The 24,746-nt window shown below is 68.2% G+C and carries 19 protein-coding genes and 5 pseudogenes; 12 read left to right on the top strand and 12 right to left on the bottom strand.

Features of this window, described 5'->3' with window-relative positions; all coding sequences use genetic code 11:
• Positions 1 to 100 precede the first annotated feature (100 nt).
• Complete coding sequence (locus KZO24_RS00335; protein ID WP_069708889.1) at positions 101 to 496, top strand: DUF1489 family protein; 396 nt, start codon at positions 101 to 103, stop codon at positions 494 to 496.
• Here the strand turns inward: KZO24_RS00335 and KZO24_RS00330 are convergent.
• The 4 genes from KZO24_RS00330 to KZO24_RS00315 all read right to left on the bottom strand — a co-directional run bounded on the left by KZO24_RS00330 (position 493) and on the right by KZO24_RS00315 (position 4,235).
• Positions 493 to 909, bottom strand: coding sequence for an STM3941 family protein (locus KZO24_RS00330; RefSeq protein WP_486486699.1), 417 nt, complete (start codon positions 907 to 909; stop codon positions 493 to 495). The genes KZO24_RS00335 and KZO24_RS00330 overlap by 4 nt on opposite strands.
• An 86-nt stretch (positions 910 to 995) precedes the next feature.
• The gene (nudC, locus tag KZO24_RS00325; RefSeq protein WP_370424436.1) at positions 996 to 1,886 is read right to left on the bottom strand and encodes an NAD(+) diphosphatase; all 891 of its coding nucleotides are present in this window, start codon (positions 1,884 to 1,886) and stop codon (positions 996 to 998) included.
• A gap of 1 nt (position 1,887) precedes the next feature.
• The gene (locus KZO24_RS00320) at positions 1,888 to 3,186 is read right to left on the bottom strand and encodes a serine hydrolase domain-containing protein (protein ID WP_271180885.1); all 1,299 of its coding nucleotides are present in this window, start codon (positions 3,184 to 3,186) and stop codon (positions 1,888 to 1,890) included.
• On the bottom strand, positions 3,183 to 4,235 hold the full coding sequence (locus KZO24_RS00315; RefSeq protein WP_271180884.1) for an A/G-specific adenine glycosylase: 1,053 nt from the start codon (positions 4,233 to 4,235) through the stop codon (positions 3,183 to 3,185). The genes KZO24_RS00320 and KZO24_RS00315 overlap by 4 nt, the downstream gene beginning before the upstream one ends.
• Positions 4,236 to 4,264: 29 nt before the next feature.
• Between KZO24_RS00315 and KZO24_RS00310 the strand changes: the two genes are divergently transcribed.
• From KZO24_RS00310 to KZO24_RS00285, 6 genes and pseudogenes are all read left to right on the top strand, one after another.
• A complete protein-coding gene (locus KZO24_RS00310) occupies positions 4,265 to 4,858 on the top strand; it encodes a DUF721 domain-containing protein (RefSeq protein WP_069708886.1) in 594 nt (197 codons plus the stop codon).
• Positions 4,858 to 5,595, top strand: coding sequence for a thioredoxin domain-containing protein (locus tag KZO24_RS00305; RefSeq protein WP_271180883.1), 738 nt, complete (start codon positions 4,858 to 4,860; stop codon positions 5,593 to 5,595). Before KZO24_RS00310 ends, KZO24_RS00305 begins: the two co-directional genes overlap by 1 nt.
• 186 nt (positions 5,596 to 5,781) lie before the next feature.
• A complete protein-coding gene (locus tag KZO24_RS00300) occupies positions 5,782 to 6,543 on the top strand; it encodes a DsbA family protein (RefSeq protein ID WP_271180882.1) in 762 nt (253 codons plus the stop codon).
• A 27-nt stretch (positions 6,544 to 6,570) separates the two neighbouring features.
• Positions 6,571 to 10,010, top strand: a pseudogene (gene smc, locus KZO24_RS00295) (chromosome segregation protein SMC).
• Between the two features lie 96 nt (positions 10,011 to 10,106).
• Positions 10,107 to 10,379 carry a BrnT family toxin gene (locus KZO24_RS00290; RefSeq protein WP_197524395.1) on the top strand — a complete coding sequence of 91 codons (273 nt, stop codon included), beginning with the start codon at positions 10,107 to 10,109 and terminating at the stop codon, positions 10,377 to 10,379.
• Positions 10,342 to 10,623, top strand: a complete 282-nt coding sequence (locus KZO24_RS00285; RefSeq protein WP_069709299.1) for a BrnA antitoxin family protein — start codon at positions 10,342 to 10,344, stop codon at positions 10,621 to 10,623. The genes KZO24_RS00290 and KZO24_RS00285 overlap by 38 nt, the downstream gene beginning before the upstream one ends.
• Here KZO24_RS00285 and soxR read toward each other — a convergent pair.
• Positions 10,620 to 11,042, bottom strand: coding sequence for a redox-sensitive transcriptional activator SoxR (soxR, locus tag KZO24_RS00280; protein WP_370424440.1), 423 nt, complete (start codon positions 11,040 to 11,042; stop codon positions 10,620 to 10,622). The genes KZO24_RS00285 and soxR overlap by 4 nt on opposite strands.
• 113 nt (positions 11,043 to 11,155) lie before the next feature.
• On the opposite strand from soxR, the gene KZO24_RS00275 reads away from it, so the two are divergent.
• Complete coding sequence (locus KZO24_RS00275) at positions 11,156 to 11,527, top strand: VOC family protein (RefSeq protein WP_271180880.1); 372 nt, start codon at positions 11,156 to 11,158, stop codon at positions 11,525 to 11,527.
• A gap of 4 nt (positions 11,528 to 11,531) precedes the next feature.
• On the opposite strand, the pseudogene ubiA reads toward KZO24_RS00275, so the two are convergent.
• Positions 11,532 to 12,445: pseudogene (gene ubiA / locus KZO24_RS00270) on the bottom strand (4-hydroxybenzoate octaprenyltransferase).
• Positions 12,446 to 12,575: 130 nt separating this feature from the next.
• Here ubiA and KZO24_RS00265 point away from each other — a divergent pair.
• On the top strand, positions 12,576 to 13,322 hold the full coding sequence (locus tag KZO24_RS00265; protein WP_486486698.1) for a 16S rRNA (uracil(1498)-N(3))-methyltransferase: 747 nt from the start codon (positions 12,576 to 12,578) through the stop codon (positions 13,320 to 13,322).
• Positions 13,323 to 13,391: 69 nt separating this feature from the next.
• Complete coding sequence (locus KZO24_RS00260; RefSeq protein WP_271180877.1) at positions 13,392 to 14,765, top strand: glutamate--cysteine ligase; 1,374 nt, start codon at positions 13,392 to 13,394, stop codon at positions 14,763 to 14,765.
• A 177-nt stretch (positions 14,766 to 14,942) separates the two neighbouring features.
• Here the strand turns inward: KZO24_RS00260 and KZO24_RS00255 are convergent, their stop codons facing one another.
• The 5 genes and pseudogenes from KZO24_RS00255 to KZO24_RS00235 form a co-directional block, all read right to left on the bottom strand.
• Positions 14,943 to 16,262 (bottom strand): methyltransferase family protein, encoded by a 1,320-nt coding sequence (locus KZO24_RS00255; RefSeq protein ID WP_271180876.1) that lies wholly within the window; start codon positions 16,260 to 16,262, stop codon positions 14,943 to 14,945.
• A gap of 66 nt (positions 16,263 to 16,328) precedes the next feature.
• Positions 16,329 to 17,690: an outer membrane protein assembly factor BamB family protein gene (locus tag KZO24_RS00250; protein WP_271180875.1), complete on the bottom strand. Its 1,362-nt coding sequence runs from the start codon at positions 17,688 to 17,690 to the stop codon at positions 16,329 to 16,331.
• 25 nt (positions 17,691 to 17,715) lie between these two features.
• Entirely contained in the window at positions 17,716 to 18,504 is a 789-nt protein-coding gene (locus tag KZO24_RS00245; protein WP_008828925.1) for a tetratricopeptide repeat protein, read from the bottom strand.
• A 121-nt stretch (positions 18,505 to 18,625) separates the two neighbouring features.
• Positions 18,626 to 19,753 (bottom strand): glycosyltransferase, encoded by a 1,128-nt coding sequence (locus tag KZO24_RS00240; RefSeq protein ID WP_271180874.1) that lies wholly within the window; start codon positions 19,751 to 19,753, stop codon positions 18,626 to 18,628.
• A 14-nt stretch (positions 19,754 to 19,767) separates the two neighbouring features.
• Positions 19,768 to 20,647: pseudogene (locus tag KZO24_RS00235) on the bottom strand (alpha/beta fold hydrolase).
• On the opposite strand from KZO24_RS00235, the pseudogene KZO24_RS00230 reads away from it, so the two are divergent.
• Together KZO24_RS00230 and KZO24_RS00225 are read left to right on the top strand one after the other, a co-directional pair.
• Positions 20,646 to 22,120 (top strand): annotated as a pseudogene (locus KZO24_RS00230) (protein adenylyltransferase SelO family protein). The pseudogenes KZO24_RS00235 and KZO24_RS00230 sit on opposite strands and share 2 nt — an antisense overlap.
• A 212-nt stretch (positions 22,121 to 22,332) precedes the next feature.
• Positions 22,333 to 23,681: pseudogene (locus KZO24_RS00225) on the top strand (succinylglutamate-semialdehyde dehydrogenase).
• 123 nt (positions 23,682 to 23,804) lie between these two features.
• Here KZO24_RS00225 and KZO24_RS00220 read toward each other — a convergent pair.
• Positions 23,805 to 24,518: a hypothetical protein gene (locus KZO24_RS00220; protein WP_271180872.1), complete on the bottom strand. Its 714-nt coding sequence runs from the start codon at positions 24,516 to 24,518 to the stop codon at positions 23,805 to 23,807.
• Between the last annotated feature and the right edge of the window lie 228 nt (positions 24,519 to 24,746).

Raw genomic sequence — 24,746 nt, 5'->3', positions numbered from 1 at the left:
GCGCTGAACTGCCCTGGATTGCTTCGCTGCGCTCGCAATGACGATGGAGAAGAACAGCCTGGGTCTTTCTTGACCTCCGGGAAAGCCCTATCTCCCACCCATGCCGCTCAACATGACCAAGATCGCCTTCTCCGCCGAAAGCCCCGCCTCATTGCGCGCATGGCTGGAAAGCCACCCGGATGAGGCACTGATGACCACCCGCTATCTCCCCAAGCGGCACGAGGAGATGATCGGCGGCTCGCTCTACTGGATCTTCGAGCATGCGCTGATCGGCCGATCGCCGATCGTACGGTTCTCGCAGCGCGAGGACGGCCGCTGGCACATCCACCTCGAACCGCGCCTGATCCCGGTCGTCACCCAGCCCAAGCGCGCGCATCAGGGCTGGCGCTATCTGACCGAGGAAGCCGCCCCGCGCGACCTTGCCGAAGGCGAGACGGCGAGCGACGCCATGCCGCCCAAGCTGGCACGCGAACTGGCGAAGCTGGGGCTGGTCTAGGTTCTGAACCGAGCGATCGCGGCCATCGCCTCGTCGAAACTGCGGTCCATCGCCGTCATCACCAAAGCCACGTCACCGCCCGTCAGCGCCCGGTTTCCGCGCGCTAGAACACCCATGATCCCCCGGCCACGATAGCGCGAGGGATCGCGCAGGTGCAGCATGATCATCTTCTGCCGTTTGTGCCGCCAGACCGTGACATCAACGATTTCGCGCCACGGGATCGTCCGGTCGGACCAGCGGGTCCAGCGGATGCCCTGCGCGTCGATGCGCATTTCCTCGTCACCTGCGATCAGCCGCCGGATGCCGCTGAGCCCGGCCAGCCCGAAGAACACGATCCCGAGCCAGCCGATGATGCGCGTCACCTCAGGCGAATGGCGCCCGACAGAAGGCGGCGGACCGAATGCGCCCACCATCCAAAGCGCAATGGCTACGAAAGCAAACGCTCCAAGCACAAGCAGAACCACACGGCCCGGCGCGGGGTGTGCAACGAAAGCCCCGGTCATCCGCGCTCCACCCACCACTTGAGCAGCACATGCGCCACCGCGTGCTTCGGTGGCGCCCCGAAAGCGCGGCCCATCTCGCCCACGGCTACCGCTTCGAGCGCATCGACGCATTCCTCGCGGGTGAACCAGCGCACGTCTTCCAGTTCGGTCTCGTCGATGACGATGGCCGGGTCGTCGGCGAAGGCGTGGCAACCGATCATCAGCGACGAGGGGAACGGCCAAGGCTGGCTCGCGACATACTCGACGTCACGCACGCGCACGCCCGCTTCCTCGAAGACTTCGCGCGCGACGGCTTCCTCAATCGTCTCGCCCGGCTCCACGAAGCCCGCCAGCGCCGAGTAGCGGTGCGCCGGAAAACGCGGCTGGCGGCCGAGCAGCAGCTTGCCGTCATGCTCGACGGTCATGATCGTGACCGGATCGACGCGCGGGAAATGCTCGGCGCCGCAACCGGTGCAGGAGCGCTGCCAGCCGCCCTTGGCCAGCACCGTGGCCGCGCCGCAGACTGCGCAGAAGCGGTGCCGCGAATGCCAGCCGACCAGCGCCCGCGCCCCGCCGTAAGCCGCGAGTTCACCCGGCTCCAGCGTATTCATCGCGTTCCAGCTCGGCGCCCCGGCGGCGGGAATGCCCGGCAGCACTTGCGCGAAACACCCGCGCCCGCCTTCGAGGCCGAGGAACACCAGTTCCGCATCGCCTTCCGCATCGGCGAGGCTGCCCCAGACGAGGCCGCCCTCCGCCGTCATCACCGGGTCGAGGCCGTCCAGCTTCAGCAGCCGCGCGCTCGGCCCCATCAGTGCAGCGATGGCCTCCGGGTCGCCACGCACGTGGTCGGCGCGGTCGATCGGCGATCCGCCGAATGCGATGGGGGCAGCGGGAGTAGTCAACAGCACGTCAGTGTTTCTCCAGGATCGCCAGCACGTCGGCCTTCAGGGCCTTCTGGAATTCGGGCAAGAGGTCGAAGGCGTTGGGCGGCATGAACTGCACGAAAATCTGTGAGCGCAGGCCCCGGACCATGTCCACCATGCCCACCGTCCCCGCCGCGCCCGACCAGCCGTAGAGCCCGCTTTCCGCCCCGTGCCCGACGCGCCCTCCAGCGCCGAAGCCGCTTGGACCGCCGAACATCTCGGGCACGAGGACGCCGGGCGGGAGCAGGTTGGAGGTGCCCATCCGCACCGCACTCTCGGACAGCACGCGCACCCCGTCGATCATGCCCATCTGCGCCAGCATCCGCAGGAACCGGTCGTAGTCGCGCGGAGTGCTGACGAGACCCGCTCCGCCGAAGGGGAAGGCCGGCTTGTCGAGGTAGATCGAGGTCTCCCCTTCGTCGATCGGCGCCAGCACGCCGCCGACGGCCGCGTAATTGGTGGTGAGGCGATGGGCGTCGGCGGCCGAGACCCGGAAACCCGTGCTGGTCATGCCGGCGGGGCCGAAGATCGTGTCCTGAAGGTAGGCGTCGAACGGCCTGCCCGAGACCACCTCGATCACCCGGCCCATCAGGTCGAGGCCCATCGAATAGCTCCAGCGCGTGCCGGGATCGGCGACCAGCGGCACTTGCGCCAGCCCTCGCGCGAACAGGTCCAGTCCTTTGACCGGCTCTCCCCGGAACAGACCGGGCAGCTTCATCCGGCTGATCTGCCCGGCGACGAGGCCCTTGTCCTCCATCAGCGTCTTGATCAGCCCCTGCTGGATGATCGTGTAACCGATCCCGGAGCTATGCGTGACCAGATGCCGCATCGTGATCGGCCGAGGCGCGGCGTGCAGCGTGGTGATCGAGCCGTCGTATTCGTCCTGCACCATCATGTGCGCATATTCAGGCAGCACGTCCGCCACCGGCTGATCGAGGCCGATCCTGCCCTGCGCCACCAGCTCCATCGCCGCCATCCCGGTGATCGGCTTTGTCATCGAATAGATGCGGAACAGGCTGTCAGCGGTCACCGGATCGGCGTCGTTGAAGCCTTCCGAGCCACGCGCGACATATTCCGGCTCGCGCCCCGGCAGGCCCAGCGAGGCGACCATGCCGGGGAACTTGCCCGGTCCCACCCAGCGCTCGACGACCGCGCGGACCTGCGGGATAAGCTCGGGCTGCTGCGCCGCGCGCGCCAGCCGCGGCAGCATCGCCCCGAGCCCCGCAGCCGCCCCCATGCCCAGCAGCATTCGACGGTCCAGCGCGGCTTCGAGCCGATCGATCATGCGTCTTCCTTCTCAGCAAGAGCGAGCCGCGCGGCCTTGGCGAAGAGCGTGGGCAGCCCCGCCTCGTCGAGCCGATCAAGCGGCCACCATTCTCCATCTTCCAGCCCCTCGAACCCGTCACCGAGGTAAACCGCCAGATTCAGTTCCAGCGCAAAGTGCGTGAAGACGTGGCCGACCTTGCCCGCGCTCTCCCACGGCCCGGTAAGCGGCCCCTCGCCGGAACCGTCGATACGCGCCGCCCAGCCATCGTCGGGCAGCGCCCGCATCCCGCCGAGCATTCCGCTGCCGGGACGGCGGACCAGCCAGACTTCCGCTTCGTCCCGCTCGATCCAGAAGGCGCGGCCCTGACGCACGGCCTTGGCCTTCTTTGCCGCCTTTACCGGCAGCCTTGCGGGATCGCCCATGCGCCGTGCCTCGCAAGGCCCCGAAATCGGGCAGAGCAGGCAGCGCGGACTGCGCGAGGTACAGACGGTGGCGCCAAGATCCATCATCGCCTGCGCAAAGTCGCCCGCGCGGCGCTGCGGCGTGATGGTGTCGGCCTTTGCGCGGATAGCGGGCCGTGAACCGGGCAGCGGTTCCTCGATCGCGAAGAGGCGCGAGACGACCCGCTCGACATTGGCATCGACGACCACCGCGCGGCGCCCGAAGGCGATAGCGGCGACTGCGGCAGCAGTATAAGCCCCCAGCCCCGGCAGTGCGCGCAAGCCCTCCTCGCTATCCGGAAACCGCCCGAGCCGCGCCACTTCACGCGCGCAGGCCAGCAGGTTTCGGGCGCGGGCATAGTAGCCGAGGCCCGCCCATGCCGCCATGACCTCCTCGTCCGCAGCCGCCGCAAGCGCCTGCACGGTCGGCCAGCGCGTAGTGAATGCGGCAAAGTAGTCCTTCACCGCCGCAACCGTCGTCTGCTGGAGCATCACTTCCGACAGCCAGACCCGGTACGGATCGGGCGCGGGCGTGCCCGGTGCGGCGCGCCACGGCAGGGTGCGCGCGTGCGCATCGTACCAGTCGAGCAGCATCGCCGCGATTGCAGTATCCGAACTGGCGTCCATGCCGCCGCTATGGCATTGGATCGCGGGCAATGGAACGGAATAGCGGCAAATCCCCCGGTGAATCGAAGCCACGTCCCGCCAAGGGCAAGACGGGCCTCAAGCAGTTCGAGCGTATGCGCGGCGGACAGGCGCGGCAGATCTCGGACCTGATGCCCGAAGTCGGCCGCACCGCCTTCCGGCGCTTCGGCTTCGTGCAGTCGAGCGTGGTGTCGCGCTGGCCCGAGATCGTCGGCGCCCGCCACGCCCGCGTCTGCTCGCCGGAATCGATCCGTTTCCCGCCCGGAGAGAAGAGCGACGGCATCCTCCAACTGGTCGTCGTGCCCGCTCATTCGCCGATGATCCAGCATGTGATCCCCGAGATCATGGACCGGGTGAACCGCTTCTTCGGCTACCAGGCGGTCGCCAAGGTGAAAATCCGGCAAGGCGAGGTTAAGCCGCCTGTTGCCACGCAGCCGCGCCCATCCGCGCCGCCTTCGCTGAAACCGGTGCCGTTCGAGCTTGGGGAATCGCTGCGCGACATCGGCGACCCGGAGCTTCGCGCGGTGCTCGAATCGCTGGCGCGCAGCATGGGCGCCGCCGAAAGCCAAAGTGCAAACAAGCCTGACAGTCAGGAAGACAAGTGATGACCAAGACCGTCTTTCGCGCCGTGGCGCTTGCCGCCTGCGCCGTTCTCAGCATGGCCGCCGCGCCCAAAGGCACCGCGCCCAAGAAAGGGCTGCCCGCCGCCTCGACAAACTGGGCCGGTGCCACCGCCGTCACCGCCGACGGCAGCCACCGGCTCGGCAATCCGGACGCGCCGCTCAAGCTGGTCGAATACGTCAGCTACACCTGCCCGCACTGTGCCCACTTCCACAAGGAAGCTGACCCGGTGCTGCGCCTGACCATGGTGCCCAAGGGCCAGATCTCGGTCACGGTGACCAACTTCCTGCGCAATCCGATCGACCTAACCGTGGCCATGCTGACCAACTGCGGCGATCCCAAGCGCTTCTTCGTGCGCCACAACGCCTTCTTCGCGTCGCAGGACAAGTGGCTCGCCAAGGCCGAGGCGACCAACCGCGAACAGCAGCAGCGCTGGTATCAGGGCGATTTCCCCGCCCGCATGCGCGCCATGGCGAGCGACCTCGGCTTCTACGACCAGACCGCTTCGTGGGGCCTCAGCCGCGCGCAGACCGACCAGTGCTTCGCCAACACCGCGATGCTCGACAAGCTCAAGGGCCAGCAGGGCGAAGTGCAGGCGCTCGGCCTGCAGGGCACGCCCAGCTTCACGCTCAACGGCGACCTTCTCGACGGGCACGACTGGGCGACGGTGTCCAAGGCGATCACCGACAAGCAGGCCCAGCAGCGCGCGGGCAACATCTGATCCACGAGCCCACCCCGGCCCCTCCCGCATGCGGGAGGGAGCGAGACTTGGCAGCTTGCTGCCTAGTCGCAGCGGGGTGGGCGTCCCAACACAACGCCGCACTTGTGGAATACCCCCGTCCACGCTTCGTTTTCCCCCTCCATGGGCTAGCCCTGTGATAAATCCACACGAAGGATTCGCCTCCCGATGACTCGCACCCGTTTCCGCACCATTGCCCTCGGCCTCGTGGTCGCCCCGCTTGCCCTCGGCCTCGCCGCCTGCGGCAAGAAGGACGAGCCCACCGCCGGTGCCACCTCGGGCGCCCCGATCGCCAAGATCGCCGCGCCCGCAGGCAAGTCCTGGGCCGACACGATCGAGAAGACCGCCGAGGGCGGCTACCGCATGGGCAACCCGAACGCCCCGATCAAGCTGGTCGAATACGGCGCGCTCAGCTGCTCGCACTGCGCCCTGTTCGCGCAGCAGAGCTTCGAGCCGCTGCGCGACGACTACGTCGCCAGCGGCCGCGTCAGCTACGAACTGCGCTATTTCATGCTCAATGCGCTCGACATTCCGGCCTCACTGCTGGCCGAATGCGGCTCGACCGAGGCGGTGATCCCGCTCAGCGAGCAGTTCTGGGCCTGGCAGCCCAAGATGTTCGAGAACATGCAGGGCGCCGACAAGGCCAAGCTCGCCGCGATCGACGCGCTGCCCAAGGAAAAGCAGCTCGCCGCCATCTCCGAGGTCGCCGGCATGACCGACTTCTTCGCCTCGCGTGGGATCGCCCGCGATCAGGCCGCCGCCTGCCTTGCCGACACCACCAAGGCTAAGGCGCTCGCCGACCAGACGCAGAAGGCGAGCGAGCAGTTCAACGTCACCGGCACCCCCACCTTCATCATCAATGGCAACAACGTCGGTTCGATGGAGTGGGACAAGCTGGAGCCCAAGCTCAAGGAAGCAGGCGCGCGCTGACCGGCGTGATCGCCTGACCCGACCTCGATGCGCATCCACCGGCTAAAGCTCAGCGGCTTCAAGAGCTTCGTCGAGCCGGCGGAACTGCGCATCGACCCGGGGCTGACCGGCGTGGTCGGCCCCAACGGCTGCGGCAAGTCCAACCTGCTCGAAGCGATCCGCTGGGTCATGGGCGAAAGCTCGCCCAAGTCGATGCGCGGCGGCGGGATGGAGGACGTGATCTTCGCGGGCACGGACAAGCGCCCGCCCCGCGCCTTCGCCGAAGTCGTGCTCAAGGCGGAAACCGCGCCGGGCGCCGACGGCGTGCGCGAGGAACTCGAAGTCGTCCGCCGCATCGAGCGCGGCGCGGGCAGCGCCTACCGCATCAACGGGCGGGACGTGCGCGCCAAGGACGTGGCGCTGATCTTCGCCGATGCCGCCACCGGCGCGCACAGCCCGGCGCTGGTATCGCAAGGCCGCATCGCCGCCGTCATCGCCGCCAAGCCCGCCGAGCGCCGCGCCATGCTGGAGGAGGCCGCAGGCATCGCCGGCCTCCATGTCCGCCGCAAGGACGCAGAACAGCGCTTGCGCGCCACCGAAGCCAACCTCGCCCGCCTCGACGACATCATGGCGGGCCTCGACAAGCAGGTCGGCACGCTCCGGCGGCAGGCGAAAGCGGCCGAGCGCTACAAGGCCCTGACCGACCAGATCCGCCTCGCCGAAGCCCGCGTCGTCTTCGCCCGCTGGCGCGAGGCCGCCGCCGCTGCCGATGCTGCTCGCAAGGAAGCGCAGGCGTCCGAGGAGCGCGTCGCCGTGGCGCAGGCGCTCGCGGTGGAAGCGCAAAGCCAGCAGGCCGCCGCCGCCGGGGCGCTGGCGGAGGCCCGCGACGAACTCGCCGACCGCCGCGACGATGCCAATGCGCAAGGCCACCGCATGGCGACGCTGACCAGCCAGCTCGAAGCCGCCGAGCAGCGCCTCGCCGACCTCGACCGCCAGCGCACCCGGCTGGAAGAAGACCGCCACGACGCCGACCGCCTCACCCGCGACGCCGCCGAGGCCCTCGCCCGGCTGGAGCGCGAGTTGTCCGAGGGCGAAAAGCAGCTCGCCGCCGATGAGGCACAGCGCCCGCGCTTCGCCAACATGGTGGACGGCGCCGAGCAGGCCAGCCGCGCCGCCGAACTCGATCTCGCACAGGCGACCGCCAAGCAGGCAGGCGTCGAGGCCGAATGGCGCATCGCCGAAGCCGAGCTAACGCAGGCGAAAGCGCGGCAGACCCGCGTGGCGCAGGACGTCGCCCGGATCGAGGCGCAAGTCGCCGCCCTGCCCGACCTCGGCGACCTCGAAACCGCCATCGCCGCCGCCCGCGCCAAGGCAGAGGAGGCCAGCGCCGCCCTCGCCCGCTCCCGCGAGGGGCTGCAGGACATGCAGGCGCGCAAGACCGCGCTACAGGCCGACCGCGACGCCGCCGCCTCGGCGCTGGCAGGCGCGCGCGCCGACCTCACCGGCATCGAACGCGAGCACGCCGCCCTCGTCCGCGATCGCGAGGCGCGCGCGAAGGGGGCGAAAGCCGCGCATGGCCTGCCCGTTGCCATCGACGCGGTACGCGCCGCGCCCGGCTACGAACGCGCCGTCGCCGCCGTCCTCGGCCGCGACGCCAAGGCCCCGCTGGGCGCCGTGCCGAACACCGACGGCCGCTTCTGGACCGGTGCCGAGACCCCCGCCCCGGTCTCCGACAGCCTCGCCGCGCATGTCGCGCAGTGCCCGCCCGAACTCGCGGCCCGCCTCGCGCTGGTCCATGTGGTCGAGGCGGACGATGCGCGGACACTGAAGCCCGGCGAGTGGCTCGTCACGCGCGCGGGCGTGCTGCGCCGCTGGGACGGCTTCGTCGCACGCGGCGAAGGTGCCGCCGAAGCCGCAAGGCTGGAAGCGGAGAACCGCTTCGCGCAGCTCGATGCCAAGCTGCCCCCTTGCGAGAAGCGGTCACCACCGCCGAGGCGAAGCAGGCCGCCGTGCAGCAGGAATTGGCCGACCTCTCCTCCCGCGTGATCGCCGCCGAACGCGCCATCGCCTCGGCGGCCGAGGCCGAGCGCAGCGCCTTGCGCGCCGTCGATCAGGCCGAGGATGCCCGCGCTCGCCAGCAGGCCCGCCGTGCCGAACTCGACGCGACCCTCGCAGAAACCGCCGACCAGCGCAGCGGGGTGGCTGCCGAAGTCGCCGCCGCAGAGGCGAAGCGCACCGCGCTACCCGATCCCGCCACCGGCCGCGCCGAACTGCAGGCCGCACAAGCCCGCAACGGCGAGGCCCGCTCGGCCCTGCAGCACGCGATGGCGACGCTCGCGGGCCACGATCAGGCCCTCGCCGTCGCGCGCGAGCGCACCACCACCCAGCGCGCCGACATTCGCGGCTGGCAGGCCCGCTCGGGCGATGCCGCGAACCGCCTCGCGCAGATGGCCGGACGGTTGGAGGAGATCGAGACCGAACGCGCGATCATGGCCGCCAAGCCCCCTCGCTGATGGCCCAGATCGAACAGGGCGAGGCGATCCGCGTGCGCCTCGGCGATGAACTCGCCAAGGCCGAAGCTGCGGTAAACGCCGCCACCGAAGCCGCGAAACGAGCGGACACCGCGCTCTCCGCCGCGCAGGAAACCCTCGCCGCCGCGCGCGAAAGCCGCGCCGGAGCCTCTGCCCGCGCCGAGCACGAGGACCAGCGCCGCACCGAAATGAACCGCCTCTCGGGCGAGCGCTTCCAGTGCCCGCCGCCGGTCCTCCCCGAACGCTTCGCCTTCGCCCCTGCCGAAGTCGGCGGCGCCGAGGCCGAAGGCAGCGGCATGGACCGCCTGACCGCCGAGCGCGAGCGCATCGGCCCGGTCAACCTCGTCGCCGCCGACGAACTCGCCGAAGCCGAGGCGCAGCTCGGCCTCTCGGTCAGCGAGAAGGCCGAACTGACCGAGGCGGTGAACCGGTTGCGCGGCTCGATCGGCAACCTCAACCGCGAGGGCCGCGAACGCCTGCGCGCCGCCTTCGAGGCGGTGGACGGCCATTTCCGCCGCCTGTTCCAGCAGCTGTTCCAGGGCGGGCAGGCGCACCTCGCGCTCGTCGATCTCGGACGATCCGCTGGAGGCTGGCCTCGAAATCTACGCCCAGCCCCCGGGCAAGCGGCTGCAGTCGCTGACCCTGCTCTCGGGCGGCGAACAGGCGCTGACGGCGGTGGCGCTGATCTTCGGCCTGTTCCTGACCAACCCCGCGCCGATCTGCGTGCTGGACGAAGTCGACGCCCCGCTCGACGACGCCAATATCGAACGCTTCTGCGACCTGCTCGAAGCGATGACGAAGGAAACCGACACCCGCTACCTCGTCGTCACCCACAATGCGGTGACGATGAGCCGCATGCACCGCCTGTTCGGCGTGACGATGGTGGAAAAGGGCATCTCGCGTCTCGTCAGTGTGGACCTCGGCGGCGCGGAGGAACTGCTGGCGGCGGCGGTGTGAGGTTGACCGGCAGGGTTTTTGTAGTTACTTTAATTTAACTGGCCCATCGTAGCCGACTCCAACGATCACCGTCCGCAGACGCTGGAGACGGGGCCGTTGCGGATTGAATATGACGAGGCGAAGCGCCGGAAGATTCTGGCTGAACGCGGAATCGACATTGCCGATGCGCATAGGGTCTTTGCAGATACGCATGTTCAGGTTCTGGACGATCGCAAGGACTACGGAGAGACCCGCTATCGCGTCTTCGGGTTTCTCCATGGTCGCCGCGTATCGCTGGTCTGGACACCGCGCGACGGCAACCGTCGGATCATCACGATAAGGCATGCGCATCATGGAGAACATCAAGCCCGCTTCCGAACCCTGGATTGACCCGGACGACGACGACGTCGAATGGACCGAGGAAATGTTCCGCATGGCCGCCATCTACAAGGGCGACCAGCTGATCCGCCCGGCCTCGGGCTCGCTCAAGTCGATCGGCCGCCCACTCGCCGCCAATCCCAAGAAGCAGGTCACGCTACGCCTCGATCCCGATGTGGTCGAGGCGTTCCGCGCCACCGGCAAGGGCTGGCAGTCGCGCATCAACGCCGAACTGCGCAAGGCGCTCGGGATCTAGCCCAGCACGAAGCGCGGCCCCGGCCCTTGCGCCCCCGCGACGTCATCGGCGTTGTAGAGGCGGCATTTCGTCAGGCTGAGGCAGCCGCAGCCGATGCATTCGTCCAGCTTGCGCCGGGTCAGTTCGAGCAGCGCGATCTTCTCGTCGATCGAGGTACGCATCGAGCGGCTGATGCGCTCCCAGTCGGCCAATGTCGGCGTGCGGCCTTGCGGCAGGTCGGCCAGTTCGCGCTCGATCTCGGCCAGCGCGAGGCCCAGCTTCTGCGCGATCAGGATGAAGCTGACGCGGCGAATGTCGGAGCGCAGGAATCGCCGCTGGTTGCCCGGGGTGCGCAGTGCCTGCAGCAGCCCCTTCTCCTCGTAGAAACGCAGTGCCGATACCGCGACGCCGGTGCGCCGCGCCAGTTCGCCGATGGTGATGAAGCGGTCCGCGACCAGATCGATATCCTTTCGAAAGCGCTTGATCTCAAGTTAGGTTGAGGTTGCACTTTTGCCAAGCCGGCCGATTCGCCGGTGACGCAGGAGAAAGAAGAATGGCCCAGGGCCGCCTCGAACATGCCAACCTCACCGTCAGCGACATCGAGCGTTCGTCCGCCTTGCTGCAGGACTTGCTCGGCTGGCACGAACGCTGGCGGGGGCCCGCCATCAACGGCGGCGAGACGATCCACGTCGGCGGGGATTTCAGCTACATCGCCGTCTATACCGACCGCCGGGAGCGCGGCCGCTATGGCAAGGGCGCGCCGCTGAACCACGTGGGGCTGGTGGTCGACGATCTCGACGCGGCCGAACAGGTGGTGCTTGCCGCAGGCCTCGAACCATTCAACCACGCCGATTACGATCCGGGCCGCCGGTTCTACTTCTTCGACTGGGACGGGATAGAATTCGAGCTGGTCAGCTACGAGTAGGCAATCAGATCACCCCGGCGTTGCCGACCACCCAGCAGGCCAGCGCCATCACCAGCCCCGCATCGCGGTTGGAGCGGAAGCGGGCGAGCGCGTTCTCGCCGTCCGCCGGGTCCAGCGTCATGACCTGGAAGCCGAGGTGCAGCGCCATCGGCACCAGCGCGACGAGCGCCACCCAGTCCGGCCGCATCGCCCAGAACGCCAGCGCCCACAGCGCCAGCGCGAGGGCGTAGAAGCCGCCGACCCCGCCCTTCACCCGCGCGCCGAGGCGCCGGGCGGAGGAACGGATGCCGACGATCGCATCGTCCTCGATGTCCTGGATCGCGTAGATCGTATCGTAGCCGATGCACCACACGATCGAGCCGAGGTAGAGCGCCACCAGCGCCTCCAGATGATCGCTGCGGATCTCGATCCAGCCGACCAGCGCCCCCAGGTGAAGACCATGCCCAGCCACGCCTGCGGCCACCAGGTAATGCGCTTCATGAACGGATAGGCGGCGACAAGACCGACGCTGCCGAGCGCGACCAGTTGGGCGGGCGGGCGCAGCTGGAACAGCACGACCAGCCCAACGGCGCATAGCATCAGCAGCCAGGTCCAGGCCGCGCCCTTGCTGACGCGGCCGCTCGCGACCGGGCGCTGCGCGGTGCGCGCGACGCGGCGGTCGAGGTCGGCATCGACGATGTCGTTGAGCACGCAGCCCGCGCCGCGCATCGCGATCGAGCCGAGCAGCAGCCAGGCGATCAGGCTCCAGCGGCTTTCGCCACCCGCCAGCAGCACGCCCCAGACGCAAGGCCAGAACAGCAGCCACCAGCCGATCGGCCGGTCGAATCGCGCCAGCATCGCGAAGTCGCGAAACGGCTGCGGCAGCATCGACACGAGCCCGCGATGCTGGCTGTCAGGGACGAGCGAAGGTTCGAGCATCGCGCGATGAGTAGTGCATCGCGCGCGTCCTGTCATGCCCGAACGTGTCTGGTGAACACAGCTTGCCCACCGTTGCATCCTTCCCGCTGAGGCGCGAAAAGGGCCTTTCAGCCCGAGGAACCCGTTGAAGATGCCTGCAACCCCCGCTTGGCCGCCGCGATCCGCGCCGCGCCTGTTCGTCCCCGGACCGCTCGAAGAAGGTGGGCAGATCGCACTGGAGGGCCAGCAGGCGCACTATCTCGGCAAGGTCATGCGAGTCGGCCCCGGCGATGCGGTGATTGCCTGCGACGATGCCACCGGCGAATGGGCCTGCGAGGTGATTTCCGCCGGAAAGCGCGACGTCGTGCTCTCGGTCCGCATGAAGCTGCGCGAGCGCGAGGACGTACCGGACTTCGTGCTCTGCGCCGCGCTGCTCAAGAAGCCGAACTTCGATCTGGTGCTGGAAAAGGCGACCGAACTGGGGGTCGCCGCCGTACAGCCGGTCGTCACCCGGCGCTGCGTGGCCGACAAGCTCAACCCCGAGCGTGCGCTCACCATCGCCACCGAGGCGGCCGAGCAATGCGCCCGCACCGCCCTGCCGCGCGTCGAGGAACCGGCCCGGCTCGATGCCCTGCTGCGCGACTGGCCCGAGGACCGCGCGCTGTTCTTCGCCGACGAACAGGGCGGCGCCCCTGCAGCCGCCACCTTCGCCGCCCACAAAGGCCCGGCCGCGCTGCTCGTCGGCCCCGAAGGCGGCTTCGACGATACCGAGCGGGATCTGGTCCGCGCCCATCCCCAGGCGCGCGCGATCACGCTGGGCCCGCGCATCCTGCGTGCCGAAACCGCCTGCATTTCCGCCATCGGGCTATGGATGGCGATGTCCGGAGATTGGACATGACAGGAATGTTAGACTGACCGGTACAAAAAGTTCTGGCGCGGCGCCGAAGGGCACACTAATTCCGCGCCCATGAGCACTCGTGAGGTTTCGGATCGCGAAGATCCGGTTATCGAAAACCTGTCCCAACTCGCCGAGCCGATGGCCGCGGGCGAAAAGCCGCGCGAGGCGTGGCGCATCGGCACCGAGCACGAGAAATTCGTCTACGACACCGCCGACCACCACGCGCCTTCGTACACCGAGAAGGGCGGCATCCGCGACCTGCTGGGCGAACTGACCCAGTTCGGCTGGACGCCGATCGAGGAAGGCGGAAACGTCATCGCGCTCAAGGGCGCGGACGGCAACGTCAGTCTCGAACCCGCAGGCCAGCTGGAACTGTCGGGCGCTCCGCTCGAAAACCTGCACCAGACCTGCGCCGAGACCGGTCGCCACCTTTCCGAAGTGAAGCAGGTCGGCGAGAAGCTGGGCAAGGCCTACCTCGGCCTCGGCATGTGGCCCGACAAGACGCGCGAAGAACTGCCGATCATGCCCAAGGGGCGCTACGGCATCATGCTGAACCACATGCCGCGCGTGGGCTCGATGGGCCTCGACATGATGTTGCGGACCTGCACCATCCAGGTGAACCTCGACTATTCGAGCGAAGCCGACATGGTGCAGAAGTTCCGCACTTCGCTGGCCCTCCAGCCGCTGGCGACGGCGCTGTTCGCGAACTCGCCCTTCACCGAGGGCAAACCCAACGGCTACCTCTCGTACCGCAGCCATATCTGGTCGGACACCGATCCGCACCGCACCGGCATGCTGCCCTTCGTGTTCGAGGGCGGCTTCGGCTACGAACGCTACGTCGAATACATGCTCGACGTGCCGATGTACTTCGTGTTCCGCGACGGCAAGTACATCGACGCCGCCGGCCTCTCGTTCCGAGACTTCCTCAAGGGCGAGCTTTCGGTGCTCCCCGGCGAGAAGCCGCGCCTGTCGGACTGGCAGGACCACCTCTCCACCGCCTTCCCCGAAGTGCGCCTGAAGTCCTTCCTCGAAATGCGCGGCGCCGACGGCGGCCCCTGGGGTCGCATCTGCGCCCTGCCCGCGCTGTGGGTGGGCCTGCTCTACGATCAGGGCGCACTCGATGCGGCGTGGGATCTGGTCAAGGACTGGGACATGGAAGGCCGCGAAGCGCTGCGCTCTGCCGCGCCGAAGCTGGGGCTGGACGCGCCGATCCCAGGCGGCGGGACACTGCGCGACATCGCGGGCGAAGTGGTCGATATCGCTCGCTCGGGCCTCGCCGCACGAGGCCGCCTGAACTCGGCGGGAGACAACGAAACGGGCTATCTCGAACCGCTGGCCGAGATCGTGAAGACCGGCAAGGTTCCGGCCGAGCGGCTGCTCGACCTGTATAATGGCGAATGGGGCGGGGATCTTTCCAAGGTTTACGCGCTCAAGACGTTTTAAGGCAGGAAATGCAGGGGTTTACCACCCCTGCACCCCGTATACCGTCGAGGTCACGCGCACGGCATCGTCATGCAAGACTGTGGGCCGGGAAACAAATAGCCTGCGGCGCCATGTGGAGCTGACGGCTCTGCGCGCGCGGCGACGACAGTTCGGGGTCTGGGGCAATGGCCCCAGGACTTACTTGAACTTCAACTTCTGCCCGATCTTCCCCAGACTCCGGGTGATGAAGGCATTCTCCCCCATCCAGTCGTAATATTCCCGATACTTAGGGTCTTCCGCCAGCAGGTGCGCTTCCTCAGTCCGAGCGCGCCAATAATAGATGCCGCTCACCACGCCCAGCAGTACGGTGTTGCGGATCGCGTCGGTCCATGATCCGTTCGTCACGAGGAACGGCAGCGTCGAGGTCCACCAGAACAGGTTTTTCGACAGGTACGCCGGGTGGCGGGTGAAGCGGTAGGGGCCGTTGGTCAGCACGCCGCGATAGGTCAGGTTGGAGAAGCGCAGGCCGAACGCGAAGGTCGCCCAGGCGTAGATCGCGGTCAGCACCACCATCATCGCCGCCCAGCCCCACAGCAGCACGTTGTAGGCCGCCATCCAGTGCGCCCAGCCGCCGGTGTTGACTTCGTAGCCGAGGACATTGGCATTGCCCATCGTGCCCCACACGAAGGGCGGGTAGCACATCAGCGCGGCTACCCAGCCCGCCAGCAAAGGGTTGCCGCTGCGGATGTGGGCGTCGAGCGGGCGGAAGGTGAAGAGGTAGCCGACTGTGCCGATCTGCACGTCTACGAGGAACAGCGCCTCGATCAGCAGAGAGCCCAATTCCACGGGTTTGTGTGCGATCGCGCCGAAATCCGCCTCTACCACGCGGGCGAAGCCGCCGGGCAGGATCGAGATCATGAAGGCGCCGAAGAAGCCCTTGATCGCCCAGGCGCGCCAGTGCTTCTTCACCTCTTCGGCGCTCCATGGCTCGCGGCCGATCAGCATCGCGCCGAAGTGCCAGGAGGCGTCGCGCGGCTCGACCATGACCCGGTCGAGCCAGAGGACATAGGGCACCGAGAGGACGAACAAGGGTGCCACAACGGCACTCAACACGTCCATAGCGAACAGATACTGCCCCTCCCAGTACCATCGGCACAGGAAGTAGAAGCAGCCTATCAGCGCCCATGTGATCCACAGCCCGGTCAGCTTGGTGATCGAGATGTCGAGCGTTTCGGAGAGCGGGCGACGCTGCGACCAGTCGATGCCGGTGGAGGGGCGCAAGTGCACCTTGTCGACCAGCAGCGACCATGCGGTCATGGCGGCGCCGGTGAAGGCCAGCGTGGCGAGCGAAGCATAGGGGCCGCTCATCGGCTCGCGCGGGGCCTGCAGGCCGAGCAGATCGACGACCGAGCCCCAGTTGCGGCAGAACAGGATCCACAGGGCCAGCGCGACGAGGCCGGAGAGGCCCATGCCTGCGGAAACGTCGCTGACCGGGCGGCGGGTGGATGCGGTGCTCATGGCCGCAGGGCGTAGAGGGAATTGGTTAAGGGGCGCAAACCTCATGCGATCTGCGCCCCGCCTGATTCAACGGAAGGCGGTGATACGGCCCGAATCGTCGAGGACGTAGAGCGTCTGGTTCGCCACGACAGGCGCCAGCGAAATCGGATCGCTGAGTTCGGTGAATGGCGTCATCGTGCCGCTCGACGGATCGATGGTGGCCACGAGCCCGCGCGAGTTACCGACCCACAGCTTGCTGCCCGCCAGCACCGGACCGACCCAGAATATCGGATTCTTGCGCTTCTTGGCGTTCTTGTAGCGCTGCAGTTCGGTCAGCCAGCGGACCTTGCCGGTGCCGCGCGCGATGGCGAGGATTTCGGCGTGGTCGTCCAGCGTGAAGACCCAGTCGCCCGCCACCGACGGCGTCGAGATGCCCGCGAGGTTGAGTTCCCAGATGCGCTGGCCGGTGACCAGTTCGTAAGCGGCCATGCGCCCGCCCTGACCCAGTGCATAGACACGGCCGCGATCGATGATCGGGTCGGCGTCGACGTCGGTGAGGCTGCCCACTTCGGTCGAGATCGAAGTGCGCGAAAGCGCGTCCGACCAGACCTGACGGCCGTTCTCGTAACGGTACGCCACCAGTTCGCCCGACGAGTAACCCGCGATCACCGTGCCCTGCCCAAGCGCAGGCGAGGCGACGCCGAACACGCCCGACTGGGTCAGCGAGGCCGATTCCTGCCACATGGTCGCGCCATCCGCCGCGTTGAGCACGGCGATCTGGTTGTCTTGCGTCATCACGAAGACCTGGTTGAAACCGATCGTCGGCGCACCGCGTAGCGGCCCGGCGGGCTTCTTGGTCCAGAGCTGGCTGCCGTCCGCCGCGTTCAGCGCCGCGACTTCGCCGAGGCCCGTGGTGACGTAGAGCTTGTCGCCGTCGAAACTGACCCCGCCGCCGAACACGGACTTGGCGTTGTTGCCGGAAACCGAGAAGCTCTTGGTCCACAGCTTCGCGCCGCTCTGCGCGTCGAAGGCGTGGACGGTGCCTTCGGTATCCATCGCGTAGAGCTTGCCGCCGCCGATGACCGGGGCCGCCGCAAGGCGCGCGCGGTTGGTCGAACCGGCGATCTGCGCGGTCCACACCTTGGTCGGGTTGTCCGCCAGCGCGAGGTTGCCGTAAGCCTTGTTCGGGGTGTTGCCGCCCTGCGCCCAGGTCGTGTTGACCTCTGCCGGGGGCAGGATCACCGAAACCGCGCCGAGCGTCGCGTCGACCTTGGCGCCGCTTTCGATGCGCGACAGGATCGGCACGCGGTTGCCCACGGTCGGGGTCTTGGCCGGGCCTTTGCCGCCGCCGAACATCTTGCAGCCGGACAGGCCCGCGACGAGTGCGAGGGCGATCAGCGGCACGACCTTCTTCGCGCGCGAAGACGACGTGTTGCGGGCTGCGTTCATGCGAATGTCCTCACGTGTCATGTTCTCAGTTCGCCACTTCGGCGGGCTGGACGATCTTGGCAATCGGCTTGTCGAGCGGCTCGCCCTTTTCGTTCACCACGTCGTCCACGGCATCGACGCCGAGCACGGCGGCAAGCTGGCGGGCGCGGCTGCGCAAGCCGTCCTCAACGCTTTCGTCCTTGGCGATCGCGGCGAACAGCGGACCGGCCTGGTCCTGCCTGTTCTGCTTCAGGTAGGCCATGCCGACGAGTTCGCCCGCGGGACCGAACCACGGATTGCCGGGCGCGGCCATCGGCTTGAGGCGGCTGACGACGTCCTCGGGCTTCATCGCGTCGAAGTCGGCGCCGACTTCCCGCACGGAGGCGAGGTCGCGCAGCACCTGCGGTGCCTTGCCGTCGGCCGAAATCTCACGATAGAGCTTGAGCGCATCGGCCTTCTTCTCCTGACGCAGCGCGATCCCCGCAAGCATCAGACGGGCCGACACGACTGTCGCGTCCGAAGAATCGGCGCCGGCGATCGGCGCCAGCTTGGCCTTGGCGGCGTCGAGATTCTCCGACTGCAGGGCGTCGAGCGCCTGCACATAGGCCTCCGAACGCGCCTCGCGCTCCTGGGTCTGGCGGTGCTGCCAGTAGATCCAGCCCGCGAAGGCGAGCAGGGCGATGATGATGACGGCGATCAGCGGCTTGCCGTAGCGGCTCATGAAGCCTTCGAGCTGGTCCTGGCGCACGGCGTCGTCGACTTCACGCAGGAAAACGTCCTGCTGGGCGGCGTTACGCGCTGCGGCGGCGGAATTGGTGTCGGGGGGCAGAGCCAAGATAGGGCGCTTTCTAGCGAAAAACGGGACGGTTGCGGGGCTGTTTAGCGGATGGGTGGGGCTTTTCAACGGGGATGTCGGTGCCCGTCCCGCGGTGAAGCGCCGCTGAATGAGCGCGGCGTCACGGAAAGTCGCTTTTGCCCATCGCCGCGCCATAGGTCGAGGCATAACTGCGAATCATCGTGTTTTCATCGTATTGGGCCTGGGCAAGCGCGCGGTTGGTCGCGCCGATGCGGGCGCGCAGCCCGTCATCCGCCGCGAGTTCCGCCAAAGCCCCGCCGAGCGCGGCGTCGTCTCCGGGCGGGGTGATGAAGCTGCGGTTTTCCGCCGGCACCATCGCCGCCACGTCCCCCACGGCGGGCGAGGCGACCGCGAGCCCGGCCGCCATCGCCTCCAGCATGGAGATGGGAAACTGCTCGCTGTCGGAAGACAGCGCGAAGAGATCGAACAGCCCCACCGCGCGCGAGGGATCGGGGACGAAGCCCGGCAGATGCACCCTGTCGGCCACGCCGGATTCCCGTGCCTGCTGCGCGATTCTTTCGCGGTCCGGCCCTTCACCGAGGATCACCAGCTGCCATTCGGGCGGCAGCGTGGCGAAAGCACGGACCAGCCGGGGCAGGTTCTTCACCGCGCGCAGGCCCGCCAGAGTGCCGACCCACTTCGCGCCGACAGGTTTGGGCAGCCCCGGAATCGCATCGGGCGGGGGCGGCGCGAGGTAGGCGGCGGTGCGGATGCCGTTGATGATCAGCTTCACGCGCGGGCGCGGCTGCGCCCAGTCGCCGAGCGCGATTTCCTCCAGCCGCTGCGAAGGCACCACCAGCGCCGAAGCCCGCGCCAGCGCCACGCGGCGAAACCAGTTGCGCGAGGGCTTGAGGCCGCCAGCTTCGTCCTCGTTGAAGCCGTCCTCGTGATGGACCAGCGGCGGCAGGCCCAGCACGCCGCCCCAGACCCGGTGCGCCAGCACCGCGTCCATCGCCCCCCAGTTGTACGTAAGGACGAGGTCGAAAAGCTTCATGGCGCGGGCGATGCGCAGCAGGCGAAGCGGTGTCGGGCGGCCCTGCAGGCTAGGAAAATCACCCGGAAAATCGACCGTGAGCGCCGGGTCGAGCGCGACTTTCGCCCCATATGCGCCCGGCTGCGCGGAGACGACGGTATGCGCGACGCCGGGGCCGAAGACGTTCATCAGCCTTGCCGCGCGCAGTTCCTTGCCGCCTGCCGCGAAGCTCGAATGGAGGTGGAGAAGGCGCAAGGCCGGTCTCTGGCTCAGGCCGCTCTGGCCAGCAGCCGCTCGATCGCGGCAACCGATCTGGGCTCGTCGAGCGTCGGGGCGTGGCCGACGTGGGGCAAGGTCAGCCCCTCGGCATTCGGCGAGCGGCGCAGCATGTCGTCCAGCGTCTGGGCAGAAAGCAGGTCGGACAGTCCGCCGCGCACCACCAGCACCGGCACTTGCGCCAGCGCGTCCCACACCGCCCACAAGTCCGGCTGGGCATTGACGTCGAGCGCGAGGAAGGGCTCGGCGATCTTCATGTCGTAGTCGAAGACGATGCGCCCATTGCCGCCGACCGTCATCAGCCGCTTGGCCATGCCGATCCAGAAATCCAGCGGCTGTCCGGGGTGCGCGGCGCCCTGCACTTCCTCCAGCCCGCGCGCGGCGTGGACCCAGGTGGGCCAGGTGCGGCCTTGGCCGACATAGTCCTTGATCCGCGCAAGGCCCGCCGGTTTCAGCCACGGGCCGACGTCGTTGACCACGGCGGCGGCGATCCGGTCGGGGATGATGCTCGCCAGCCCCATCGCCATCAGTCCGCCCAGCGAGGTGCCGATGACCACGAAGCGCTCAAGCCCCTCCTGCTCAATCAGGGCGAGGACGTCCTCGCCGTACTGGACCGGCGTGTAGGTAGCCGAGATCCTTCGCATATTCGCTGTCGCCCCGGCCGCGCAGGTCAGGGCAGATCACGCGCCGTCCCCTAATGGGATTGGCAGCGAGGCGCGGGGCCAGCACGTCGAAGTCGCGCGCGTTGCGGGTCAGGCCGTGGAGGCACAGCACCGGCAAGCCGGTTTCACCCTCTGCGGGACCGGGATAATCGCGGAAATGGAGCTTGAGACCGTCGCGGCTCGACCAGAAGCGATCTTCGAAAACCTTCATGCGCGGGCGGCGACCTCATCAGATTCAACAAAATACCCGGCTTGCTAGCGGGCCGGGCGGTCCCCACTATCGCCCGATGCCAAGCGATCCGCAACCCGCGCCCTATCTTCCCGATCCGCGAATCGAAACGATCGCCCAATGGATCGGCGACCCGGTCCATGCCGCCGCGTTCCCCCGCCATCAATTGCGCTGGCGCAATGACCGCTGGGCGGCCGCGGTGGGCCTCGACGGTTTCGACGAGGCGCGCTGGACGGCGCATTTCGGGCACTTCCAGCCGCTTCCCGGCAATCTGCCGCAGCCGCTGGCGCTGCGCTATCACGGCCACCAGTTCCGCAACTACAACCCCGACCTCGGCGACGGGCGCGGCTTCCTCTTCGCGCAGATGCGCGATGGAGCGGGCCGCTTGCTCGACCTAGGCACCAAGGGTTCGGGCCAGACGCCATGGAGCCGCGACGGAGACGGCAGGCTGACCCTGAAGGGCGCGGTGCGCGAAATCCTTGCCACCGAGATGCTGGAAGCGCTGGGCGTGAACACCAGCAAGACCTTTTCCGTCGTCGAGACCGGCGAGGAACTGTGGCGCGGCGACGAGCCCTCCCCACCCGCTCGGCGGTGCTGGTGCGCCTGTCGCACGGGCACATCCGCATCGGCAGCTTCCAGCGCCTTTACGTGCTGGAGGAGACCGCGCATCTGGCCGCACTGGTCGACTACAGCCTCGAAACCTACCCCGGCAGCCTGCCACCCGAGGACGCTCCGGGACGCGACGAACCCGCAGTGATCCTGCTCCATCAGGTCGTCGAGCGGCTGGCCGACCTTGCCGCCGCGTGGATGGTGGCGGGCTTCGTCCACGGCGTGCTCAACACCGACAACATGAACATCTCGGGCGAGAGCTTCGATTACGGCCCCTGGCGCTGGGCGCCGCAATGGGATCCGCGCTTCACCGCCGCCTACTTCGACCGCACCGGCCTCTACGCCTTCGGCCGCCAGCCCGAAGCGCTGCTCTGGAACTGCCAGCAACTCGCCATCGCGCTGCGCCCGCTGGCCGAAACCGCGCCGCTGGTCGCCGCGCTCGAGCGGTTCGGGCCACTTTACCAGCAGGCGCTGTGCCGCCGCTTCACCTGGCGCCTCGGCATAGAATCGCGGGGGGCGGAGGCCGACACGGCGCTGGTTCAGGCCGCCGAGCGCAGCATGGTCGAGAGCGGCCTGGCGCCCGAGCAGTTCTTCTTCCTCCATCGCGGTGGCCGCAATGCCGGTGCCGGCGACTTCGGCGCGCTGCTGTCCGGCTATGCCCCCGCCGCCGCGACGGAAGATCGGTTCTGGCAGGAAAGCGCCCCTCCCGGCGTGCTCATCGACGAGGTCGAACGCATCTGGGCCGCGATCGACGCGCATGACGACTGGAGCGAACTGGACGCCAAAGTCGCGCAGATCCGCAGGCTAGGCGAACAACTTGGAAAGGCACCGTTTACACCCCAATGATTTACGCCACGGTAGGAATACCTGTGCGATTGGGATGAAATGTCGAACCCTATAAGCTAACGGGTCATTAGCCGTATTTCTGCAGCCGCACCGCGTTGGGACCAGATGATTTCGTGACCGCACAACTCCAGAGGGCCGATAGCCGGCCCGATACCAGGGCGGAGATCGTCTCCCACGAACCTGCCACCGGGGCGGAAGTCTGGCGCGGCCCGGTGGCCGACGTGGACGAGACGGTCGCGCGTGCGCGGCGCGCGTGGCCCTCGTGGGCGGCCCAGCCGCTCTCCACCCGCATGGAACTGCTGCGGCGATCTCGCCAACGAAGTGCGCAAGGATGCCGAGGCGCTCGCCACCTGCATCGCCCGCGAAGTCGGCAAGCCCTTGTGGGAAGCCCGCGCCGAGGTCGATCTCGGTGATCGCCAAGGTCGAGGTCTCGATCCGCTCCTACGCCGAGCGGACGGCCCAGCGTCGCCTCGATTCGGCGCTGCAGGGGGCGATGGCGGTGCGCCACAAGCCGCATGGCGTGCTGGTGGTGCTCAGCCCCTTCAATTACCCCGCGCACCTTGCCAACGCGCACATCGTACCCGCGCTGATCGCGGGCAACGCAGTGATCTTCAAGCCGAGCGAACGTGCACCCGCGACCGGCGAGATGCTGACCCGCTGCTTCCACCGCGCGGGCGTTCCGGCCGCCGCCGTCCAGTTCGCGCCCGGCGGCCCGGCCGAAGGCGCGGCTTACGTGGCGCACGAGGGGATCGACGGCGTCCTGTTCACCGGATCTGCCGCCAACGGGATCGCCATCAACCGCAGGCTGGCGGCCCGGCCGGACCGCATGGTCGCGCTGGAGATGGGCGGCAACAACGCGATGGTCGTGTGGGACACACCCAAGCTGACCGACGCCGCCGCGATCGTCGTCCAGTCTGCCTTCGCCACCAGCGGCCAGCGCTGCACCGCCGCGCGCCGCCTGATCGTGAAGGACACGATGTACGACGCGCTGATGGCCGAGGTGAAGGCGCTCGCCGACCGCCTGATCGTCGGTGCGCCCTTCGACGAGCCCGCGCCCTTCATGGGACCGGTGATCGACAATGCCGCCGCCGACGGGTTGACCGAGAGCTTCCTCTACCTGCTCAGCCACGGCGGCCGCGCGATCAAGCACCTCGTCCGCACGCACGAGACCGCGCCCTTCCTCAGCCCCGCGATCATCGACGTGACCGCGATGGCCGAGCGCCCCGACGTCGAGCTGTTCGGGCCGATCCTGCAGGTGGTCCGGGTGTCGGACTTCGATCAGGCGATCGCGCAGGCCAATGCCTCGCGCTATGGCCTCGCCGCATCGCTGGTGGGGGGCACGCCGCAGGAGTACAACCGCTTCTGGGCCAACGTGCGCGCCGGAATCGTCAACTGGAACCGGCCTACGATCGGCCCCAGCCATGCGGCGCCGATGGGCGGCGTGGGGCTTTCGGGCAATCACCGGCCGACCGGGTTCTATGCGGCGGATTACTGCGCCTATCCGGTCGCTTCGGGCGAGATGGAGCAACCGCGCGCGGTAATCGGTGTGGGGTTGCGGTAGAAGCGCCCATCACTCGTCATTGCGAGCGAAGCGAAGCAATCCAGGGCGGAGCTTAACAGCCCTGGATTGCTTCGCTTCGCTCGCAATGACGAACCGGGGAGGTACGGACTGGGTGCGTGCCTCTCACTTCCCGCTGGCAACGAGGTCCACTTCGGTCAGCCCGCTGTCCAGCTTGCGCGCGTAGACGACGTAAGCCTTGCCGCCCTTGCTCCCGCCCAGCACGCTGTCTCCACCGTCGATCTTGTACTCCGCGCCGTACCCCGCCCCCAGCGCCTTCGTATAATAGAAGCTCACCACGTCGCTGACGCTCACCGGCGTCGCGAAGTTGACCACGCGCAGCGCGCAGCCCTGACCGTCGATCCCGGCCGCTTCCTGCACCGCCGCGCGCGGATAGACCGGCAGTTCGGCGGGCAGCTTGGCCGCCCAGGTGTTGGAATACTGCACCTTGGCCGAGCAGTCCGCCTTGGCGACCTTCGCCTCCGCAGCGACTTGCGCGGCAGTGGCAGCCCCGGCGGCAAGCGCCGCGCCCCCGCCCTGCGCCGGACTGGGGGCGGGCTTGAGCGCGCCGCCGACAAGCTGCGCCGCCTGCTTCTTGGCGGCGGCGATGGCTTCGGGCGTGCGGTCCTGCGCGGGGACGGTGATCCGGCGCCCCTCGGCGGAGACAGCCGCGCCCTGATCCCCCGCCATCTCGGGATCGACCATGATCTGGTCGCCGAGCGCGCCATTGAGCGCTGGATCGGTATCGGCCGGGTCCGGCTGCTTGTCGCCCGAGCCGCAGCCTGCAAGCATCATCGTGCCCATCAGGCTCAGAACGGTCATTCGGGCCAGAGTCTTCATCGTCGCGGTTCCTTCGGGTGCGGCAGCAAGCTCCTGCTACGCGCAATAGCTTACGAAAACGCGAAAAGTCGCAAAGGTGCCAGCGGTGGAATCCCTCGTCCCATTTCGGGATGGTCGGCGGAGCGTGGATTACGAACGCGGTTGAGGGCGCCCGCACGAATGCGGGCGCCCTCCCGCCCAAGCCGTTCAGGCCCGGACGGTTCCCCCGCAAGTCGCCGTACGTGCGGG

The organism is Novosphingobium sp. NFX11, assembly GCF_057376415.1.
The sequence above is the reverse complement of the archived record's forward strand: the minus strand, read 5'-3'. Positions and strand labels throughout refer to the sequence as shown.

Excerpts from the sequence above, each read along its gene's own strand:
- KZO24_RS00255 (WP_271180876.1), bottom strand. The coding sequence starts at position 16,262 with ATGAGCACCGCATCCACCCGCCGCCCGGTCAGCGACGTTTCCGCAGGC.
- KZO24_RS00285 (WP_069709299.1), top strand. The coding sequence starts at position 10,342 with ATGGAGAACATCAAGCCCGCTTCCGAACCCTGGATTGACCCGGACGAC.
- KZO24_RS00260 (WP_271180877.1), top strand. The coding sequence starts at position 13,392 with ATGAGCACTCGTGAGGTTTCGGATCGCGAAGATCCGGTTATCGAAAAC.
- KZO24_RS00250 (WP_271180875.1), bottom strand. The coding sequence starts at position 17,690 with ATGAACGCAGCCCGCAACACGTCGTCTTCGCGCGCGAAGAAGGTCGTG.
- KZO24_RS00220 (WP_271180872.1), bottom strand. The coding sequence starts at position 24,518 with ATGAAGACTCTGGCCCGAATGACCGTTCTGAGCCTGATGGGCACGATG.
- KZO24_RS00265 (WP_486486698.1), top strand. The coding sequence starts at position 12,576 with ATGCCTGCAACCCCCGCTTGGCCGCCGCGATCCGCGCCGCGCCTGTTC.
- KZO24_RS00335 (WP_069708889.1), top strand. The coding sequence starts at position 101 with ATGCCGCTCAACATGACCAAGATCGCCTTCTCCGCCGAAAGCCCCGCC.
- KZO24_RS00305 (WP_271180883.1), top strand. The coding sequence starts at position 4,858 with ATGACCAAGACCGTCTTTCGCGCCGTGGCGCTTGCCGCCTGCGCCGTT.
- KZO24_RS00275 (WP_271180880.1), top strand. The coding sequence starts at position 11,156 with ATGGCCCAGGGCCGCCTCGAACATGCCAACCTCACCGTCAGCGACATC.
- KZO24_RS00330 (WP_486486699.1), bottom strand. The coding sequence starts at position 909 with ATGGTGGGCGCATTCGGTCCGCCGCCTTCTGTCGGGCGCCATTCGCCT.
- KZO24_RS00320 (WP_271180885.1), bottom strand. The coding sequence starts at position 3,186 with ATGATCGATCGGCTCGAAGCCGCGCTGGACCGTCGAATGCTGCTGGGC.
- KZO24_RS00300 (WP_271180882.1), top strand. The coding sequence starts at position 5,782 with ATGACTCGCACCCGTTTCCGCACCATTGCCCTCGGCCTCGTGGTCGCC.
- KZO24_RS00315 (WP_271180884.1), bottom strand. The coding sequence starts at position 4,235 with ATGGACGCCAGTTCGGATACTGCAATCGCGGCGATGCTGCTCGACTGG.
- KZO24_RS00310 (WP_069708886.1), top strand. The coding sequence starts at position 4,265 with ATGGAACGGAATAGCGGCAAATCCCCCGGTGAATCGAAGCCACGTCCC.